We start from the raw sequence: 19569 nt of genomic DNA, 5'->3' as shown, positions 1-19569 counted from the left end.
TCTCCCTTCAATATGAAAATCATGGTCGTACAACTCTGTCCACTTCGCTAATGTTGCATTTACTTACTCTTTACTGGAAATCCCATGCAGAAAAAAGCCCAGCGTATCTTCGACCTGACCGCTTAACGGGTATTTGCGTCCCGAGATCAGCCATGAGGTTACCGCTTCATCCATCGATCCAAAGATGAGGTTTCGCACAAGCTTAATGTTTAGGTCCGAGCGGAACCGGTTCTCTTCTACGCCTTGCTTCAGAATATTCTCGATCAGCACAATATATGGCTTCAGTGCGCTGCCAATTTCCTTGCGTAGTTCCAGATCGCTCTGCCGCAGTTCAATCTGCGTGACATAGGCCAGCTCCGGATTGCTCTCCAGCTCGGTAAAGTGGATGTGGCACACCGTGCGAAGTGCTTCGATCGGGTCGGTGATTCCTTCCACGCTGTCATGAAATTTACCGACGAGCTCGCCGAGCTTTTCCTGGAACAGCCGGATCAGAATATCCTCCTTTCTTTTAAAGTACAAATAGATCGTTCCGTCGGCTACGCCGGCTGCTTTAGCGATCTTTGACACTTGGGAGCGGTGGTAGCCATTCTCGGCAAACACTTTCAGGGCACCCTGGAGTATAAGTTGGTACTTCTCATTTTTTTTACTTGTCATCTGCTCACCCCGATGTTAGAATACAGTTAAATTTTATGAATGAATACTCATTCATTTATTGTTCCCATCATAAAATACGTCAGAAACATTGTCAATGCTGTGTTTACAGGATCGATGAAAATGTTCGCAGCCTGACCGCAGCACCCTAAATAGAAGAGAGGAGGGACCCTGATTCGGTCGGCCGAATGACCGTTATTTTTTGTCCTATATATGAAAGCGCTTCATAACTTGTCCCACTTTTGTCACAAGTTCTGTTGACATTTCAAGTTGCATTCCATGAGGCAATGATGAGGATTTATGAAGCAGAAGATAGCAATTAGAGGATTTTAAACACAAGGGGCTGATGAGGATGATCTGGCAAATAATCAACGCGCTGCTCTTTGTCGGTATAACAGGTTGGGCGGTTTATATGTTCGCCTCTGTCGTATATCGCCGGTATTTGTACATCCGTCTGGGACAGCCAGCCAATCTCAAAAAAGATATGAAGGAGCGCCTGGGTCAATTTTTCATTCAGGTGTTTGGTCAGAGCAAGCTGTTTAAAGATCGCAAGAGCGGGATTATGCACTTTATCGTTTTTTACGGGTTCATAGTTTTACAGTTCGGTGCAATCGACATCATCTGGAAAGGGCTGACGGGGTACAACCTGCCGATTCCTGGACATGACGCGTTCATTCTGATGCAGGAGATTACGGTAACACTCATTCTTCTCGCGATTGGTTATGCTGCCTACCGGCGGTACGGCGAGAAGCTGAAGCGGCTGAAACGAGGCTGGAAGCCGAGCATTGTCGTTTTTTTCATTACTTCGCTGATGGCTTCTGTACTGCTGACGATGGCTTTCGAAAGAGTGATGGAAGAGCTGCCGGCGTCTGGTTTCGCACCGATCTCGTCGGCAATCGCCTCACTGTTCGCCTGGGTGCCGCATATCGGTGCAACGGTTACCTACTTCGCGTTCTGGTGGATACATCTCATTATTTTGCTCTCGTTCCTGCTCTATGTGCCGCAGTCGAAGCACTTCCATCTCATTACGGCGCCGATCAACATATTAGTGCGCAGAACAGAACCGGTAGGACGTTTAAGCAAGTTGGATCTGGAGGATGAAGAAGCCGAGGAATTCGGCGTCGGCAAAATCGAGGATTTCACCCAGAAGCAAATGCTTGATTTCTACGCTTGTGTGGAGTGCGGCCGCTGCACGAATGTGTGTCCTGCCTCCAATACCGGCAAGCTGCTCTCACCGATGCATATGATTGTAAAGCTGAGGGATCACCTGACGGAAAAAGGAGCCGCCCTTACCTCCAAGTCACCATGGATACCGGCGGCGGTGTTCGGTTCACCGGGCATTCATAGGATGGAAGCTGGGGAAGAGCTTCTTGCAGAGTGGAGAGGTGAAGGGATCACGGACATCGGGCCGACGATGGCGGCCCAGAAGCGGGCCTGGCATCAGGTGGAGGGCGTTAACCCCCAGGATGTGGAGTTGCTCGGCGGGGTTATGACAGAGGAGGAAATTTGGGCGTGCACGACATGCCGCAATTGTGAGGATCAGTGTCCGGTTGCGAATGAGCATGTGGACAAAATCATCGACCTGCGCCGCCATCTGGTGCTTATGCAGGGCAGTGTGCCGCAGGAAGGACAGCGGGCGATGATGAACATCGAGCGCCAAGGAAATCCTTGGGGCATCAGCCGCAGCGATCGCAACAAATGGGTAACAGAAGTCGATCCGGATGGCAGTCTCGGCTTGAAAATACCGACGGTGAAGGAGAATCCGGGGTTCGAATATTTGTTCTTCGTGGGCTCTATGGGCTCCTATGACAACCGCAGCCGCAAAATCACCCGCGCCTTCGTGCGCCTGATGAATGAAGCCGGCGTGAACTTCGCTATTCTCGGTAATGAGGAAAAGAACTCGGGTGATACTCCAAGGCGTATGGGCAATGAGTTCTTGTTCCAGCAGCTGTGCAATGAGAATATCGAGATTTTTCAGAAATACAACGTCAGCAAAATCGTCACTGCATGTCCGCACACCTTCAACACGTTAAAAAATGAATATCCAGAGTTCGGGCTAGAGGCCGAAGTGCTGCACCATACCGAGCTGTTGGATAGGCTCGTGAAGGAAGGTCGACTTACGCCGACGTATGAGGTGCCGGAGACGATTACGTATCACGATTCCTGTTATCTCGGACGTTACAACGACGTTTATGAGCAGCCGCGTGACGTGCTGCGGGCTATACCGGGTGTCAAGCTCACGGAGATGGAGCGCACCCGTGAGAACGGAATGTGCTGCGGCGCCGGAGGCGGCCGGATGTGGATGGAGGAGGACGAAGGTAAGCGGGTTAACCTGGCTCGTACCGAACAGGCGCTGGCCGTGTCTCCGACGATGATCAGCTCAGCCTGCCCGTACTGTCTCACCATGCTGGAAGACGGAACGAAGGAAAAAGAAGTGGAAGAAAGCGTGAAAACACGCGATATCGCGGAAATTTTGGAGTTATCCGTATTTGGTCCATCTAAAATCCATGAACGGGAGGTCGTTATGCAATGAGCAATACCATAACTAAAGAAGCCATAAACGGTTCCGGTGCCACGAGCAGAACTATATCCAAAGCAGCCGTCATCGGCTCCGGGGTCATGGGGTCGGGCATCGCTGCCCATCTCGCCAATGCAGGGATTCCATGTCTGCTGCTCGATATCGTCCCGAAATCTTTAACCCCTGAAGAGGAAAAAGCCGGACTGACGCTGGATGACCCAAAGGTTCGAAACCGGCTGGCAGCTACAGCGGTGGCGGGACTGCCGAAGGCGAGCACAGCACCTCTGTACTCGCCGGATTTTGCCAAGCGGATTACACCAGGCAATACGGAGGATCACCTGAATCTGCTGAAAGAAGTAGACTGGATCATTGAGGTGGTAACCGAACGGCTGGAGATCAAGAAGAGTATTTTATCCCTTATTGAAGGTGTGCGTAAGGAAGGGGCGATTGTCAGTACCAACACCTCCGGCATTTCTGTGAACGAAATGGCTGAGGATTGCAGTGAGGAATTCCGCCGTCATTTTCTTGGTACGCACTTTTTCAACCCGCCTCGTCATATGAAACTGCTGGAGATTATCCCGGGTTTTGATACGGACCCCGAGATTACGGCGTTTATGACTGAGTTCTGTGAGAAGCGGCTCGGTAAGGGTGTGGTGCTGGCGAAAGATACGCCGAACTTTATCTCGAACCGGATCGGCACTTATGGCCTGCTGGTGACTTTGAAAGAGGTGATCGAGAACGGATATACGGTAGAGGAAGTAGATGCAGCGACCGGTCCGGTGCTTGGACGTCCGAAGAGTGCGACCTTCCGCACACTAGATCTGGTAGGTATCGACACCTTCGTGCATGTGGCGCGGAATGTGTATGACTATGTGCCAGACGGAGCAGAGAAGGATGTATTCACTGTACCTGAGGTCATGAATGAGCTTGTGACCCGCGGCTGGACAGGTGAGAAGGGTGGTCAGGGTTTTTACAAAAAAGTGAAGGGTGAGCAGGGCAGCAAGATCCTTTCACTAAACCTTTCAACGATGGAGTACAACCCGGGCGCGAAGATTAGCTCCGCATCCCTAGAAGCAGCCAAGGCAGCCAAAGGTTCCAGAAAGAAAATCAAGGCATTTCTCGGTACGCCGGACCGCTATTCGGAGCTGGCCTGGAATGTAATGAAGCAAGTGCTGGTGTATTCAGCTGAGAAGCTTGGTGAGATCGCAGATTCAATTGAGGACATCGACAATGCGATGAAATGGGGCTTTAACTGGGAGCTTGGGCCGTTTGAGACTTGGGATTTGATTGGATTGTCTAAGTCGGTACAGCGCATGGAAGCGGAAGGGCTTACGGTGCCGACATGGGTGAAGGATTGGATTGCTGCTGGTCATGAATCGTTTTATCAGCAACAGGACGGGGGACTCTTCCATTATTTCAAAGGGGAGTACAAAGAAGTCGAGAAGAAACCGGAGATCATCTCGCTACAGGCACTGAAGTTGCAGAACCGGATTATCCGCTCGAATACAGGCGCAAATCTGATCGATATCGGTGACGGCGTAGCCTGCCTCGAGTTCACCTCGCCTAACAACGCCATTGGGGCTGATATTCTCGTCATGATCCAGCAGAGTGTGGATGAGGTTCGAGCCAATTACCGGGGACTGGTTGTTGCTAACGAAGGACGCAACTTCTGTGTCGGTGCGAATCTGATGCTCATGCTGATGGAAGCCCAGAGCGGTGATTGGGATGAGGTGGATGACATCATCCGTCTGTTCCAGGGCAGCATGATGAAGCTGAAAGGTCTGGAGAAGCCAGTAGTGGCTGCTCCGCACCGGATGACGCTGGGCGGCGGCGTGGAAGCGTGTCTACCGGCAGACCGCGTCGTGTTCTCATCCGAAACGTATTTTGGACTCGTCGAGACCGGTGTCGGATTGATTCCTGCTGGCGGCGGCTGTAAGGAGATGGCGCTTCGTATCAGTGACAGTCAGCCGGATCCTGAGTCTGACCTACAGCCCGCGATAAACAAAATTTTCGAGACGATTGCGATGGCGAAGACGTCTACGAGTGGACACGATGCTATCCGCATGGGTTATGGAAGACCCACCGATACGGTGGTCATGAACCCAGATCAGCGCATTTATGAAGCGAAGCAGGCTGTTCTCGCCATGGATCGGGCCGGTTATGTGCCGCCGCAGCCGGGTCGTGCCCGTGTCGTTGGCCGCGATGGCCGCGCCGTCTTGCAGATGGGTGCGCTTGGACTGAAGCAGAGCGGATATATTAGCGAGCATGATCATCTGATCGCGAAGAAGCTAGCGCATATTTTGAGCGGCGGCGATGTGCCGGCCGGAACGATAGTGACGGAGCAGCATCTGCTTGATCTGGAGCGGGAAGCATTCCTGAGCCTGCTCGGAGAAGTGAAGACACAGCAGCGTATGCAGCACATGCTTGCGAAAGGCAAGCCGCTTCGCAACTAATAAACCATTAAAAGGTGAATGAGGTGAATGGCATGAGAGAAGCAGTTATCGTATCCCTTGCGCGTACAGCAGTCGGCAGGGCGAAGAAAGGAAGTCTTGCCCAGACTCGGGTTGAGGATTTGGGAAAGGCAGTACTGGAAGCTGTTATTGAACGTGCACCGGGATTGAAAAAAGAGGACGTGGAGGATGTCATTCTCGGCTGTGCCATGCCAGAGGGAGAGCAGGGGCTGAACGTCGCCCGGATTATTTCGCTGTATGCGGGCTATCCGGTGACCGTTCCGGCATTGACGGTCAACCGTTTTTGCTCCTCCGGGCTTCAAGCGATTGCTTTTGCTGCTGAGCGCATTATGCTCGGCCATGCCGAGGTGATCGTGGCGGGCGGTGTGGAAAGCATGAGCCATGTGCCGATGACTGGCTTTAAACCGGCTCCGCATCCGGGGCTGGTAGAGGATATGCCGGAGGTATACATGGGCATGGGTCACACCGCAGAAGCGGTAGCACGCCGGTTCGGTATCAACCGGGAGGATCAGGATGCGTTTGCCGTTAGCAGTCACCGCAAGGCGGAAGCAGCCATCCGGGAGGGTAAGTTCCGGGATGAGATCGTACCCGTGAGCGTGAAGCTGACGACATCGGATGAACAGGGCAAAATCCGGAGCAAGGAGTTTGTGTTTGATACGGATGAGGGTGTTCGACCGGACACTTCTCCGGATGGTCTTGCCCGGTTGAAGCCAGCCTTCGCGCTTGGCGGAACGGTTACAGCAGGCAACGCGTCACAGACGAGTGACGGGGCAGCGGCCGTAGCGGTGATGAGTCGCGAGAAAGCGGAGGAGCTTGGCTTAAAGCCGCTGGCAACATTCCGTTCTTTTGCCTTGGCTGGTGTAGAACCGGAAATTATGGGGGTCGGCCCGGTTGAGGCGATTCCGAAGGCGCTCAAAATGGCAGGCATTACGCTTGATCAGGTGGACCTGTTCGAGATCAATGAAGCTTTCTCTTCCCAGTGCTTACACATTATTCGCGCACTTGGAATTGATGAGAACAAGGTCAACGTCAATGGAGGGGCCATTGCTCTAGGCCATCCGCTCGGCTGCACTGGCGCCAAACTGACGACAAGCCTTGTATCAGAGCTGACTCGCCTCGGCGGTGGATACGGTGTCGTGAGCATGTGCATCGGCGGAGGAATGGGAGCAGCTGGTGTGTTCGAAGTTCACAGCGCGTAAACAGTCTTAATCCAAAATGGTGAAAGGGGAAATAAAGCATGAGCGAGAACCAAACAAAACAACCGAAAATCGTAGGCGGCGGATTTGTCATTGATAACCCGGATCTGGACCGGATCCTTACACCAGAGGATTTTACTGAAGAGCATCGCATGATTGGTGAAACCGTTCGTGGTTTTATCGAAGGTGAAGTGGTACCGCAGGACGAACATATTGAGAAGCTGGATTATGAGCTGACGGTGGACCTGCTCCGCAAAGCCGGAGAGCTTGGACTGCTCGGCGCGGACGTTCCCGAAGAGTTTGGCGGCGTTGGACTCGACAAGGTGAGCTCAACGATTATTAACGAGTCGCTAGCCAAAGGTTCCTCATTCGCCCTGTCCTTCGGCGCCCATGTCGGAATTGGCACGCTGCCGATCGTGCTCTTCGGCACGACAGAGCAGAAGCAGAAGTACCTGCCGGATCTTGCGACAGGAGCCAAAATTGCAGCCTATTGCTTGACAGAGCCGACCTCCGGTTCTGACGCCATGAGTGCGAAGACGACAGCGCGTCTGACTGACGACGGTGAGTATTATATTTTGAACGGATCGAAATTGTATATCACGAACGCCGGGTTTGCGGATATCTTTATTGTATACGCCAAAATCGACGGAGAGCATTTTACCGCGTTCATTGTAGAAAAGGAAATGGAAGGTTTCACGCTCGGACCGGAAGAGAAGAAGATGGGCATCAAGGGTTCCTCCACCCGTCCGCTCTTCTTCGAGGATGTGAAAGTGCCGAAGGAGAACCTGCTGGGTGAGATCGGCAAGGGGCACCGGATCGCGTTTAACATTTTGAACATTGGACGTTACAAGCTGGCGGCTGGAACAGTGGGTGCGGCGAAAGAGTCTATTGAATTGAGTGCCAAATATGCGAATACGCGCAAGCAGTTCGAGACGCCGATTTCCAATTTTCCGCTCATGCGCAAAAAACTCGCGGAAATGAACATTACTTCTTTTGTAATGGAAAGCATGGTGTACCGCACGGCAGGACTGTTGGATGAAGCGATGCAGGATATCGATTACAGCAGCAATGATGCAGGTGCCCAGGCGGCAGCAGCTGTATCCGAGTATGCGATTGAGTGCTCGATCAACAAGGTATATGCCTCTGAAGGTCTTGATTTTATAGCCGACGAAGGGGTTCAAATCTATGGTGGTTATGGGTATATCCAAGAGTACAAGATTGAGCGGATTTACCGTGACTCCCGTATCAACCGTATTTTTGAAGGTACGAATGAGATCAACCGTCTGCTCATCCCGGGTACACTCGTCAAGAAAGCGATGAAGGGCCAGATTGCTCTGCTGCAAAAAGCTCAAAGTCTTCAGGGAGAGCTGCTGCAGCTTGTACCGGGACAGACGTTTGAAGGAACACTTGAGCAAGAAGCGCATTATCTTGATATGAGCAAGAAGATTTTCCTTCTCGCCGGCGGTCTTGCCGTCCAGAAATTCGGAACGAAGCTGGAAAAAGAACAAGAGGCGCTTGCGAATCTGGCCGACATGATGATCGACATCTATGCCCTTGAAAGTGCATTACTGCGCACGCGTAAACAGATTGCCCGTACTTCGGAAGAGAAGGCAGTGAGTATGATTGAAATGACGCAGGTGTTCGCGTATGAAGCGTTCCAGCGCATTGAAGCACTGGCCAAGGAAACGCTCGCTTCGGTGGAGTCCGGTGATATGCTGCGTATGCAGATGTCGGTGTTGAAGAAGCTGACGCGTACGAACCCAGTGGATACGGTGGCTCTCAAGCGGAGCATCGCGGCACGTGTGGTAAATAACGAACGGTACACGGTGTAATTGACCGAAAGAAGCCGGAGCCTTTTAGATTTTTTGAAATTGGATAAGGACGACGGAGTCGTTTCTACTTGGAGTAGGAGTGAAGGAAGCTTTACAGCATTCCTCAGGAAAGGGATGGTTTTGTATGCATGCAAAGCCTTGGCTGCCGTTTTACCCGGCTGAAGTAGCCCCCACGTTTGATTATCCGAAACAGAACTTGGCGTTATTTCTCGTAACGTCTGCACAGAAATTTCCGGATCGGCCGGCGCTGTATTTTATGGGCAAAAGTATCAGTTATAAAACATTACTGGAGTCTTCATATCGCATGGCACAGGCACTTCGGGGCAAGGGAGTGGCAAAGGGGGACCGGGTGGCGATTATGCTGCCCAATTGTCCCCAGGTCGTTATCTCCTATTACGGGGCGCTACTCGCCGGCGCGATTGTGGTGATGACGAACCCCCTCTATATGGAGCGGGAGATCGCGCATCAAATGAAGGATTCAGGCGCAAAAGTGATGATTACGATGGATATGTTTGTGTCCAGGGTGGAGAAGGTCATTGCAGAGACGGAATTGAAACACATGATTGTGACTTCTATACCAGACTATCTTCCTTTTCCGAAAAACATGCTGTACCCGATCAAGGCCAAAAAAGCCGGCCCTTTACCGGTTGTTACGTATGGTGAGACGGTGCATCCCTTTAAAAAACTTCTCGCGGAATCGTCGGACTTTCCGTTATGCGAAAAGATTGACGCAGAGAAGGATCTGGCGCTGCTTCAGTACACGGGAGGTACGACGGGTGTACCCAAAGGGGTTATGCTTACGCATTACAACCTCATTGCCAATACGCTACAAAGTGCGAATTGGTGCTACAGAGTGGAAGAGGGCAAAGAACGCTATCTAGCGGCACTGCCCTGCTTTCATGTGTTTGGTCTGACCGTTTTGCTGAACCAGGCGATCTACCGGGCAAGTGAGCTCCTGCTGGTGCCAAAATTCGAGGTGACGATGATTTTGGATTTGATCCGGAAAAGGAAACCGACGCTGTTCCCAGGTGCCCCAACCATGTACATTGCACTCATTAATCATCCACGCATTCTTGAGTACGACCTGTCTTCTCTAAATGCATGTATTAGCGGTTCAGCTGGGTTACCGGCAGAAGTGCAGGATAAATTTGAAGAAATGACGAAGGGCCGTTTGATCGAAGGTTACGGACTTACCGAGTCATCACCTGTTACGCATGTGAATCCGATCTGGGAAAGACGCAAGCTTGGTACCATCGGGCTGCCGATGCCGGATACGGAGGCCATGGTCGTAAACCCGGATACCGGCGAAGAGGTACCGCTGGGAGAGCCTGGCGAGTTAATCGTGAAAGGGCCACAGGTGATGAAGGGGTATTGGAACCGGCCGGAGGAAACGTTTGATACTCTTCGGAACGGCTGGTTGTTTACAGGCGATATGGCAACGATGGACGAGGAAGGGTATTTCAAGATTATTGACCGGAAGAAGGATATGATTATCGCGAGCGGTTACAATATATATCCCCGTGAAATTGAAGAAGTGCTGTATGAGCATCCGTCTGTCAAAGAGGCCGTCGTGGTTGGAACGCGGGACGACTACCGTGGTGAGACCGTTAAAGCTTACATTGTGCTGAAGGACGGAGCAAAGCCGGATCCGGTGGATCTGGAGAAATTTTGCCGCAGTCAGCTGGCCGCCTATAAGGTGCCGAGGCAGTATGTGTTCCGCGACTCGCTACCCAAGACAATGATTGGTAAAGTGCTGCGACGCAAGCTGCTAGAAGAGGAAGACGAAGGTAGACCGACGGGTTGAACTTAGAGAAATAGGCGTGTTGCTGCTACAACGTGCCGAGGATGTGCCATTAGCCGGCTTATCCTGCGGGGCAGCCTACTTGCTTAGACCTGTGTCCCAACTAGCGTAACAGCACTGATGATGAAGAAGGGAGGTGCTTTCTTTATGAACCATGCCAATACCGAACCTGACTTAAAGCCCAAACCGAGCGAAGAGGAACGTGAGGCATATATCCAGGCCATGACCAAGGCTGCCGAACCGACCTTTTGGGGATACCTCGGTTGTAAGATGGAGTCTGCTGGTAGGGAAGGGGTAGTCGTTACACTGGATGCACAGCCGCATCATATGAATATGATGGGGATCGTCCACGGTGGCGTTCTCTCTTCTCTAATGGATAATGCGATGGGGATTGCGGTTATGCTGGATCGCCCCGGTGAATCGACCGTGACCAGCAATTTGAACGTGCATTTTGTGAAACCCGCGAGGGAAGGGCGGCTGACGGTGAAGGCGAACATCGTCCACGGCACACGGCGGTCTGTTACGACGGAATCCCGGATCACGGACGAAAACGGTGAACTGGTGGCTATCAGCACTGGATCGTTTCGTGTGAAGTGATGCAGGGAATATCAGTGGTCTGCCATTCTTCATCTTGAAGAGAGGCAGGCCTTTGATGCTTTGTTTGGAAGACTAAAAAGATATGCCGGTAACTTCCTTAGATCGCCACATCTGCCTTGTCAATCCTTTGTAGATATGCTACAATAAGAATGCTGTTTTTCTATGTAAATCTTTGATTATATTAATTGTAATAAATTCGGATGTTTACACGTTTAGGAGGTGGAAGTATTGGTAATGTTTTTTGAGGTGCTGCTTGTTGTTTTCTCGATCGCGTTGATTGCAATTGTTCTTCTGCAGAAAGGGAAAAGCGCAGGTCTTTCCGGTGCCATCTCCGGCGGTGCGGAACATCTTTTCGGTAAGACTAAAGCCCGCGGTATGGAGCTCGTGCTGCAGCGCGTGACCGTTGGGGTAGCGGCGGGATTCTTTATTCTAGCAGTCGTTGTCGCTGTCTTGAAATAGTACACAAGCATAACCTTCGCTTTTTCAACTATGGAAGAGCGGAGGTTTTTTTATATTTGTCATACATACATATTATGGTTTCGATTTATTGCTGCCTCTGCGCTGAGACATGGTGATAAGGATACCCGGGATTAAATTCGTGTATACTAGGGTATGAGTATTATGAAGGTAAACAATGGATACATTTGCGGTATAAGACGAACAGGAGCGCACGTTCCCTCGAGGTGATAATGATGATAACAGAAGAAATAATATTGGAATTTATGCGGGAAACCGACTATAAACCGATGACGTATCAGGAATTGGAGAAGCATTTTGGAATAAGTGACGCACATGAATTCCGCGAGTTTCTGAAGCTGTTGAATGAGCTGGAGCAGTCTGGAAAAATCCTTCTAACCAGTAACCAGCGCTACGGTGTGCCGGAGCGGTTGGATTTGCAGCGGGGACGCCTGCAGGTCCATTCCAAGGGCTTTGCATTTCTCATTCCGGATGATCGTGAGCATCCCGATGTGTACATTCATGCGAATGACCTGAAAAGCGCAATGAACGGCGATATTGTGCTTGTACGCGTCAGTTCGAAGAGCCCGGCTGGCGGTAAGCTGGAAGGGGAAGTGGTGCGCATTGTAACACGCGCAGTTACCCAGGTAGTAGGCGTGTTCCAGAATCATGAGGCATATGGATTTGTGTTGCCGGATGATAAGCGGATTAACCGGGATATATTCATACCGAAGCATGCTATTAACGGTGCTGTGGACGGTGTAAAGGTTGTTGTGAAGCTGGTAAGCTATCCGGAAGGACGGGCGGCGGCTGAGGGCGAGGTTGTGGAGATACTCGGCCACAAGGACGACCCGGGCATAGATATCCTGTCAATTATCCGGAAGCATCAGCTGCCGGAAGGATTTCCGGAGGAAGTGCTGGCGGAGGCGGATCATGCGCCTGACTCTATTACGGACGAAGAGATTGTACAGCAGGGACGCCGGGATCTGCGCGGGCTGAACATCGTAACGATTGACGGCGAGGATGCCAAGGATCTTGATGATGCAGTTAATGTGGAGCGGTTGCCTAACGGTAATTACAAGCTGGGCGTACATATCGCGGATGTAGGTTACTACGTACGCGAGGGTTCGCCTTTGGATATTGAAGCGTATAACCGGGGCTGCAGTGTGTATCTTGTAGACCGGGTAATTCCGATGCTTCCTCACCGTCTGTCCAACGGTATTTGCAGTTTGAATCCGCAGGTGGACCGTCTTACATTGTCTTGTGAGATGGAGTTCAACGAGCAGATGAAGGTTGTGAAGCATGACGTCTTCACAAGTGTGATCAAGACGAAAGAGCGGATGACGTACAACAATGTCCGTAAAATTTTGATCGACGAGGACCCGGAGCTGATCGAACGCTATAGCGATCTGGTGGACGACTTCAGGTTGATGCGCGAGCTTGCGTTAAAGCTGAGAAATCGCCGGATGCAGCGCGGCGCGGTAGACTTTGATTTTGTGGAATCCAAGGTCATCGTGGACGAGAACGGTAAAGCGGTAGATATCGTCAAAAGAGAGCGCTCCATTGCCGAGCAGATTATCGAGGAATTCATGTTGGCGGCCAACGAAACAGTGGCAGAGCATTTCCACTGGTTGAAGGTTCCGTTCATTTACCGGATTCACGAAGATCCGGATCAGGAGAAGCTACAGAACTTTATGGCGTTTGCCGCGAATTTTGGGCATCACGTGAAGGGGCGGGGTAACTCGATTCATCCACGGGCGCTGCAAAATCTGCTGGAGGCGATCCAAGGCACGAAGGAGCAGACAGTGCTTAGCACAATGATGCTCCGTTCGATGAAGCAGGCGAAGTACGATGCCGAGAGCACTGGGCATTTTGGGCTTGCGGCCGAGTATTACTCCCACTTTACGTCCCCGATCCGCCGTTATCCGGACCTTGTCATTCACCGGGTTATCCGGGAAGTGGTTGAGAACGGCAACATGCTGTCCGAGAAGCGTCAGGAGTATTTGGCGGAACGGATGCCGGACGTTGCTCAGCAATCGTCTGAACGAGAGCGTGTAGCAGTCGATGCAGAGCGGGATACGGAAGCACTCAAGAAAGCCGAGTACATGCTGGATAAGGTCGGCGAAGAATTCGAAGGGATTATCAGCAGTGTAACGAGCTTCGGTATGTTTATTGAGCTGGAGAATACAGTAGAAGGCTTGATCCGTCTCGGAGGATTGACCGACGACTATTACCACTTCGATGAGCAGCACATGGCGCTGATCGGCGAGCGGACTTCGAAGGTTTACCGGATCGGTGATGATGTGAAGGTCCGTGTGGCGAACGTGAACATGGACGAACACACCATCGATTTTGAGATGGTGGATATGAAGCCGCGTAAAGAAGGCGGACGCGGTGGACAGGCCGGCAGAGGATTTGGCGGCCGTGATGGTGGCGCGCGTGGCGGGGCTAAACCGGGCCGTGGCGGTAAGCGCGGTAGTGATGCGGCTGCTGCAGGCGGCGAGAATGGTGGCAAGAGCGGTAGACGCGGTAAACGCGGCGGTGACGCAGTTGCTGTAGGCAACGAGAGCGGTGGCAATGGCAGCAGACGCGGTAAGCGCGGCGGAGACGCGGCTGCTGCAGGCAGCGAAAGCAGCGGCAATGGCGGCAGACGCGGCAAGCGTAGCGGAGATGCCGGGCAGGCTGGCGGCACTGGTATCCGTGTGGGCGAAGCAGGTGGGGCTGCTGGTGAGCAGCAGCAAAGCTTCGGCTTCGGCAGCGGCAAAGGTGGTTACAGCTCGCAGGGCACAAGTTCCACTGGTTTTGACCGTAACGCTAGAAGTGGTTACAGTGGCAAAGGTGATAACGGCGGCAAGAGCCGACGCAAAAAAACGTCCGGCAGTGGTGTTTTCATCGGGGAAGGACCAACGCCTGGACCAGGTGCCGGAGGCGGACGCAAGCGTAAAAGCAAAGGCAACGGTGGAAACGGCACAGCCGCTTTTGTGCGGAAGAAGAAAAAGTAGCTGGAACCTTGAGATGCCAAACCAAATGCAATAAAGCAAAGTACATCGGCTGGGAGAAGTTAAGGCTCTTTTTCCAGCTGGACTTTCGTTATGGGAATAAAAGCTCCCAAACGCTTGTCCTGCCTTGCTTTTGACGGGTTCTGTTGATACAATGGACTTCTGGTAAGGTTGCTTTTGTTAAGGCATCTTCCAGAAGTTCTTTTGTTTCATTTGGTAGTTATTTTTAGGGGATAAGGAGTGATCCTATGGGTAAGAAAAGTGACGGGAAGGTTCTGGCCCAGAACAAGAAAGCTTCCCATGATTACTTCATCGAAGATACGTATGAAGCCGGTATGGTGCTGACCGGCACGGAGATTAAATCTATACGTAATGGCCGCGCGAACATCGGAGATGCTTTTGCTACGATCCGGAATGGCGAGATCCATATCCATAACATGCACATCAGCCCGTTTGAACAGGGCAACCGAAGCAATCCAACGGATCCAACCCGGACCCGGAAGCTTCTTATGCATAAGGAGCAGATCCGCAAGCTGCTGGGTCAGTCCAAGCAGGACGGCTACTCTATTGTGCCGCTGAAGGTGTACGTCCGTAATGGCTATGCGAAGCTGCTGCTCGGCTTGGGTAAAGGTAAGAAGCAGTACGACAAGCGGGATACAGCCGCGAAGCGGGATGCTCAGCGTGATATCCAGCGGGCTCTGCGCGAGAAGCAGAAGATCGCGAGATAAGCTGGCATGGTGTAGTTGTTAGGGAAATATGGCCTCTCGGATGCATGTCGAAGATGGTTCATCAAATTGTGATTTTTTACAGTGATTTGTAAGAACATTACGAATGTGGCATCATGTTTAAGTCATAAACATATGGTGTAATAATAAACACAGCGGATGGCAGATTTTAGCTGTTCTCCCTGTGAAATGTATATCACTTTGCAGCAAAATGTGATATACTAAGTGATGTAAGAGATCGTTAAGATCATTGAAAACAAGCGTAAAGCTTCGTCATTCTTTCTTGGAGGGAAAGGATGTGGAATAGATCGATCTGCTATGGCTGATCGTCTTTGATCTAATCCAGAAGCCCTTTTGAGTAGACAGTTCACTTCCATAAAGGAAGGTCGCTGTTTCTCACATTAAGGGGGCGTTTTTGGATTCGACGGGGATAGTTCGGGCATGAGTAGCGGGTAGTGGGGACGCGTCCACTTCATCAACGCTAAAGCCTATTAAACGGCAAACAACAAAACAACTACGCTTTCGCAGCTTAATAACCTGTGAGCGTGCTCTTACTCTGCATCGCCCATGTGCCGAGATAAGGGCCCAACTTTAGTGGGATACGCTGTCACATCTCCGCCTGGGGTGTGCTGAAGAAGATAATCAGGCTGACCTGAAGGGAATCCGGTGACAGGGAGTCTCTAGGGTGACATCAAATCTGTCACTACACCCGTAGAAGCTTGTGTTGTCGTTATCTTCGGACAGGGGTTCGACTCCCCTCGCCTCCATTGTTAAAACCCAGTCCTAATAAGGCTGGGTTTTTATTATGCCTGAAATTGTAGACGGATTGTAGACACGAGACTTTGGTGATATCTCAATTCTTGTAGACGAGTTGAACAAAAGATTCCTGATTTATAGTATTAGAAAGTATATTACAACTCTTGTGAAAAAAATTTGAAAGGATAAAGTTATGAGCAATTTAATAATTAAACATTGGTCTGCTGAACAACGTGAGTTGCCTGGAATTAATTGCATTGCTTTTCCAAATGGCAAAATAATCATTTTAAATGTCGCGACATATTACAATCCTAACAACAATGAGCGCAAAATTTACTGTTCTCCCCAGTGTGATACAACTATTGAAAGTATTGAAAAATATGACGCCGAATGCTGGACAATGGTTGATGCATGGACGAATATTGACTATCAAGGCGGTAAAATTTATGGCGGGGATGGGCAAATGGGAAATGAAGGCTTCATTGCTTGCACAGATGCAAATGACAATTTGGTTTGGGGTATCTTTTTTGATGAAACAAATCCTATAAAAAAATTAAGTATCAAAGATAAAACATTAATTGCTATTAATGAACATGAGGATATGGGGATTGAAATCAATTTGGATACCCTCGTAGATATTAAGATGACATATCTTAGGTAACTCACTTAGATGGAGACAGGGGTTCGACTCCCCTCGCCTCCATTGTGAAAACCCAGCCCCGATAAGGGCTGGGTTTTTGTTATGCCTGAAAATGTAGACGGAATGTAGACATCAGAATTTCTCAGCAGAATTTTAAAAGATCATTGTAGACGAAATGTCTATAATAATGTCTTAATCGGATCATTAATATTCTTGAATAAAAATTTTAAATCTTTTTCCAGAACAAGTTCGCTAACCAGACCTCTTACATAAAAGTCATCTAGTTGTTCTCAGTATACCTACCCAGCCTATAAACAAGAGCCCTGAAAGTTCAGGGCGCATATCTTATTGATATGCCTGTTATACTAGCAAATAGTAATATGAGCAGGGATTTTGTCGAGTAGTGTTGAAGTTTTCTTATAGTAGTGGTGTATGCTTCTTAATGGATAATGTTAATTATAATTTGATGATAAATTGAGAGGGGATATGATATGACAGAAGATTGGCGGGAAGAAACTAAATTAAGACTAGAAAATAGCAATCTATATAAAACTCTAGCATTGAAATGTGAAGACGATGTATCGGGTAGGCATGTGTTGACACTTGTTGATGATGTTTCACACTATGCATATCAAAGAACTAAAACAATTCTTCGTCATATGGGGGAATACACACTACATGATGGCGATCATTTATTTAGAGTATTAAAGCTAATGGAGAACTTGTTAACACCAAAAAATATTTCTAAATTGTCTGTTCCTGAATTACTGATTTTAATTCTAAGTGCTTTTTTTCACGATATAGGTATGGCACCTGATGAAAAGTCAGTTGTTTCATGGAAAAAAGTATGGGATAAATATCCGGATTTTGAAGATGAGTTGGATGAAGAGGAATACTTAAAATTCAAAAGATACGTTTCCGCAAAGCCGGACAGAACTGCGGTAATTAATGATTTATCTAATCAAGGAAACAATAGTAAAGCTGAATTGATGAAAAGCTATTTAATTTCTGACTACATAAGAGAAACACATTCATTTCGTGCGAAAGAAATTATTATTAGGGATTGGGCAGATAAGATTAGATACAGGGATACTGATTTAGCTGGTGAAGTTGCAGAGATATGTTTTAGTCACAATGAAAATGTTCATTCAGTTATGGACTTAGATAAGCAGTTCTTATGTGGTCAAGGTATCTATGCCTGTCTACCTTTAATAGCAATTATATTAAGACTTGCTGATATATTAGATTTTGATGCAAAGCGAACGCCAGCAGTTTTATTTTCACATTTAGCAGTGCGAAATCCAGTTTCATTACAGGAATGGAATAAACATCGTTCAATTGAGTCATGGTTTATTAGTGATGAAGTTATACAGTTTCAAGCAAAGTGCACTCATCCAGCTATTGAAGCTTCAATTCATCAATTTTGTAATTTGATAGATTCAGAGTTAAGCTCTTGCAATAATTTAATAAATAAACTAAATGAATATCATAGAGGTAATAATAGAGATCTGTGTATTCAGATACCCTTTCAAGTAGATAGATCTAAAATTACGACTAAAAAAGATATTCGTGGCAATCCATTATATATGTATCGCGATACTCAGTTTAATCTTAGTAAGAATCAAGTTATAGACCTACTAATGGGTACAAAATTGTATGGTGATCCAGAAGTTGCATTAAGGGAATTAATTCAAAATTCAATAGATGCATGTTTACTTAGACAAGCATTAGAAAAAGAATGGGGAAATTCATATACTCCTGAGATTACCGTAGGATATAAGACTGAAGAGAATGAGGATATTTTAGAAGTTATCGACAATGGAATTGGTATGGATCAGTATATTATTGATTCATATTATACAAAAGTGGGCTCATCGTTTTATAAGTCGTCAGATTTTTATGATATGAAATCAGAATTTAATGCGTCATTTACACCGACTTCAAGATTTGGAATTGGCATTTTATCTTGTTTTATGGTGGCAGATACTTTAATTGTTGATACTAGAAGAGTTTACGGTCCTCATGAGTCTAGTGAACCTATTAATTTGACTGTTGAAGGGCAGGAAAGTATTTTCTGGATAAAGAGTGGCAAGCGAACTAAACCAGGAACTTCAACAAAACTAATTCTAAGAAAAAAAACAAATCCATGGAATCGTATGGATGATAAGCAATTTATTGAAGCAGTAGAAAGTGCAATACCAAATCCACCATGTAAAATTAAAATTTGTACAGCTACTATTACTAAAGAAAGAGACCAGAATAGCTTTAGAACTATTGATGCTCTCTCTTTAGGAGGTACTGAATGGTCAGAGCATGATAATATAAATAAAATTCAATTCTCTGTAAACGACAAATCTGGCATTGTTGGCTCAATTGCAGTATTTATTTTAGAAAAAGAAGGTCATCCTGCCGATCAAATAAAACTGAAATCGAAAGATGTTGAAATCGATTTTGAAACATACAATTTAGAGAAATCTTACAAATTAACAGAAAATGCAATACAAATGAGTTCTACCACAATTAGTATAACTATAGGGAATGAAATAGAAGAGTCTTTCAGTAGTAGTAGTATTGTTAAATCAAAATCTAGATTTTCGTTACACGGAATAGAAGTCCCAACTACACTATTTCCGGATTACTGGAGAACACAGAGAAATCAAGTGCAGATTAAATGGCCGATACCTGTATTATTAGTATTGGATGTATGTGGTAGTAGAGATTTAGATTTAAATTCATCTAGAACTCAAGTATTGCTTACTGATAAATGGTTTCAATTTGAAGAAGATCTAGCATATATAGTGTGTGAGGCTATATCAGAAAAAGTTGAAGAAAATTATTGGAATATATTAAAAGATATATTATTAACGAATGCCAAGAGTCAACCTTTTATTAATGGGCTAAATAAAGTAAATAGATGATTACGAAAC

The 19569-nt window shown here is 48.2% G+C and carries 12 protein-coding genes and 1 other RNA gene; 12 read left to right on the top strand and 1 reads right to left on the bottom strand.

Going from position 1 to position 19569, the window contains the following annotated elements; genetic code table 11:
• Positions 1–63: 63 nt before the first annotated feature.
• Positions 64–654: a fatty acid metabolism transcriptional regulator FadR gene (locus B9N86_RS28100; protein WP_208916415.1), complete on the bottom strand. Its 591-nt coding sequence runs from the start codon at positions 652–654 to the stop codon at positions 64–66.
• Positions 655–1003: 349 nt separating this feature from the next.
• On the opposite strand from B9N86_RS28100, the gene B9N86_RS28095 reads away from it, so the two are divergent.
• From B9N86_RS28095 to B9N86_RS28040, 12 genes are all read left to right on the top strand, one after another.
• The gene (locus B9N86_RS28095) at positions 1004–3184 is read left to right on the top strand and encodes a (Fe-S)-binding protein (RefSeq protein ID WP_208916413.1); all 2181 of its coding nucleotides are present in this window, start codon (positions 1004–1006) and stop codon (positions 3182–3184) included.
• Positions 3181–5622 carry a 3-hydroxyacyl-CoA dehydrogenase/enoyl-CoA hydratase family protein gene (locus B9N86_RS28090; RefSeq protein ID WP_208916411.1) on the top strand — a complete coding sequence of 814 codons (2442 nt, stop codon included), beginning with the start codon at positions 3181–3183 and terminating at the stop codon, positions 5620–5622. The genes B9N86_RS28095 and B9N86_RS28090 overlap by 4 nt, the downstream gene beginning before the upstream one ends.
• 32 nt (positions 5623–5654) lie before the next feature.
• Positions 5655–6839 carry an acetyl-CoA C-acyltransferase gene (locus tag B9N86_RS28085; RefSeq protein WP_208920881.1) on the top strand — a complete coding sequence of 395 codons (1185 nt, stop codon included), beginning with the start codon at positions 5655–5657 and terminating at the stop codon, positions 6837–6839.
• Between the two features lie 38 nt (positions 6840–6877).
• The gene (locus B9N86_RS28080) at positions 6878–8668 is read left to right on the top strand and encodes an acyl-CoA dehydrogenase family protein (protein ID WP_208916409.1); all 1791 of its coding nucleotides are present in this window, start codon (positions 6878–6880) and stop codon (positions 8666–8668) included.
• 124 nt (positions 8669–8792) lie between these two features.
• Positions 8793–10472 carry a long-chain-fatty-acid--CoA ligase gene (locus tag B9N86_RS28075; protein ID WP_208920879.1) on the top strand — a complete coding sequence of 560 codons (1680 nt, stop codon included), beginning with the start codon at positions 8793–8795 and terminating at the stop codon, positions 10470–10472.
• Positions 10473–10616: 144 nt separating this feature from the next.
• Entirely contained in the window at positions 10617–11066 is a 450-nt protein-coding gene (locus tag B9N86_RS28070) for a PaaI family thioesterase (protein ID WP_208916407.1), read from the top strand.
• A gap of 228 nt (positions 11067–11294) precedes the next feature.
• On the top strand, positions 11295–11525 hold the full coding sequence (gene secG, locus B9N86_RS28065) for a preprotein translocase subunit SecG (RefSeq protein WP_208916405.1): 231 nt from the start codon (positions 11295–11297) through the stop codon (positions 11523–11525).
• A gap of 233 nt (positions 11526–11758) precedes the next feature.
• The gene (rnr, locus tag B9N86_RS28060; RefSeq protein WP_208920877.1) at positions 11759–14524 is read left to right on the top strand and encodes a ribonuclease R; all 2766 of its coding nucleotides are present in this window, start codon (positions 11759–11761) and stop codon (positions 14522–14524) included.
• 245 nt (positions 14525–14769) lie between these two features.
• Complete coding sequence (smpB, locus tag B9N86_RS28055; protein ID WP_208916403.1) at positions 14770–15249, top strand: SsrA-binding protein SmpB; 480 nt, start codon at positions 14770–14772, stop codon at positions 15247–15249.
• A 402-nt stretch (positions 15250–15651) separates the two neighbouring features.
• Positions 15652–16016: a transfer-messenger RNA gene (ssrA, locus tag B9N86_RS28050) on the top strand.
• Positions 16017–16195: 179 nt separating this feature from the next.
• Positions 16196–16663: a hypothetical protein gene (locus B9N86_RS28045; RefSeq protein ID WP_208916401.1), complete on the top strand. Its 468-nt coding sequence runs from the start codon at positions 16196–16198 to the stop codon at positions 16661–16663.
• Positions 16664–17133: 470 nt separating this feature from the next.
• The gene (locus B9N86_RS28040) at positions 17134–19560 is read left to right on the top strand and encodes an HD domain-containing protein (protein ID WP_208916399.1); all 2427 of its coding nucleotides are present in this window, start codon (positions 17134–17136) and stop codon (positions 19558–19560) included.
• Positions 19561–19569 lie beyond the last annotated feature (9 nt).

This window comes from Paenibacillus uliginis N3/975 (genome assembly GCF_900177425.1).
GTDB lineage: Bacteria > Bacillota > Bacilli > Paenibacillales > Paenibacillaceae > Paenibacillus_AQ > Paenibacillus_AQ uliginis.
Note: the sequence above shows the minus strand (reverse complement) of the source record. Positions and strands in the feature narration are given on the sequence as shown.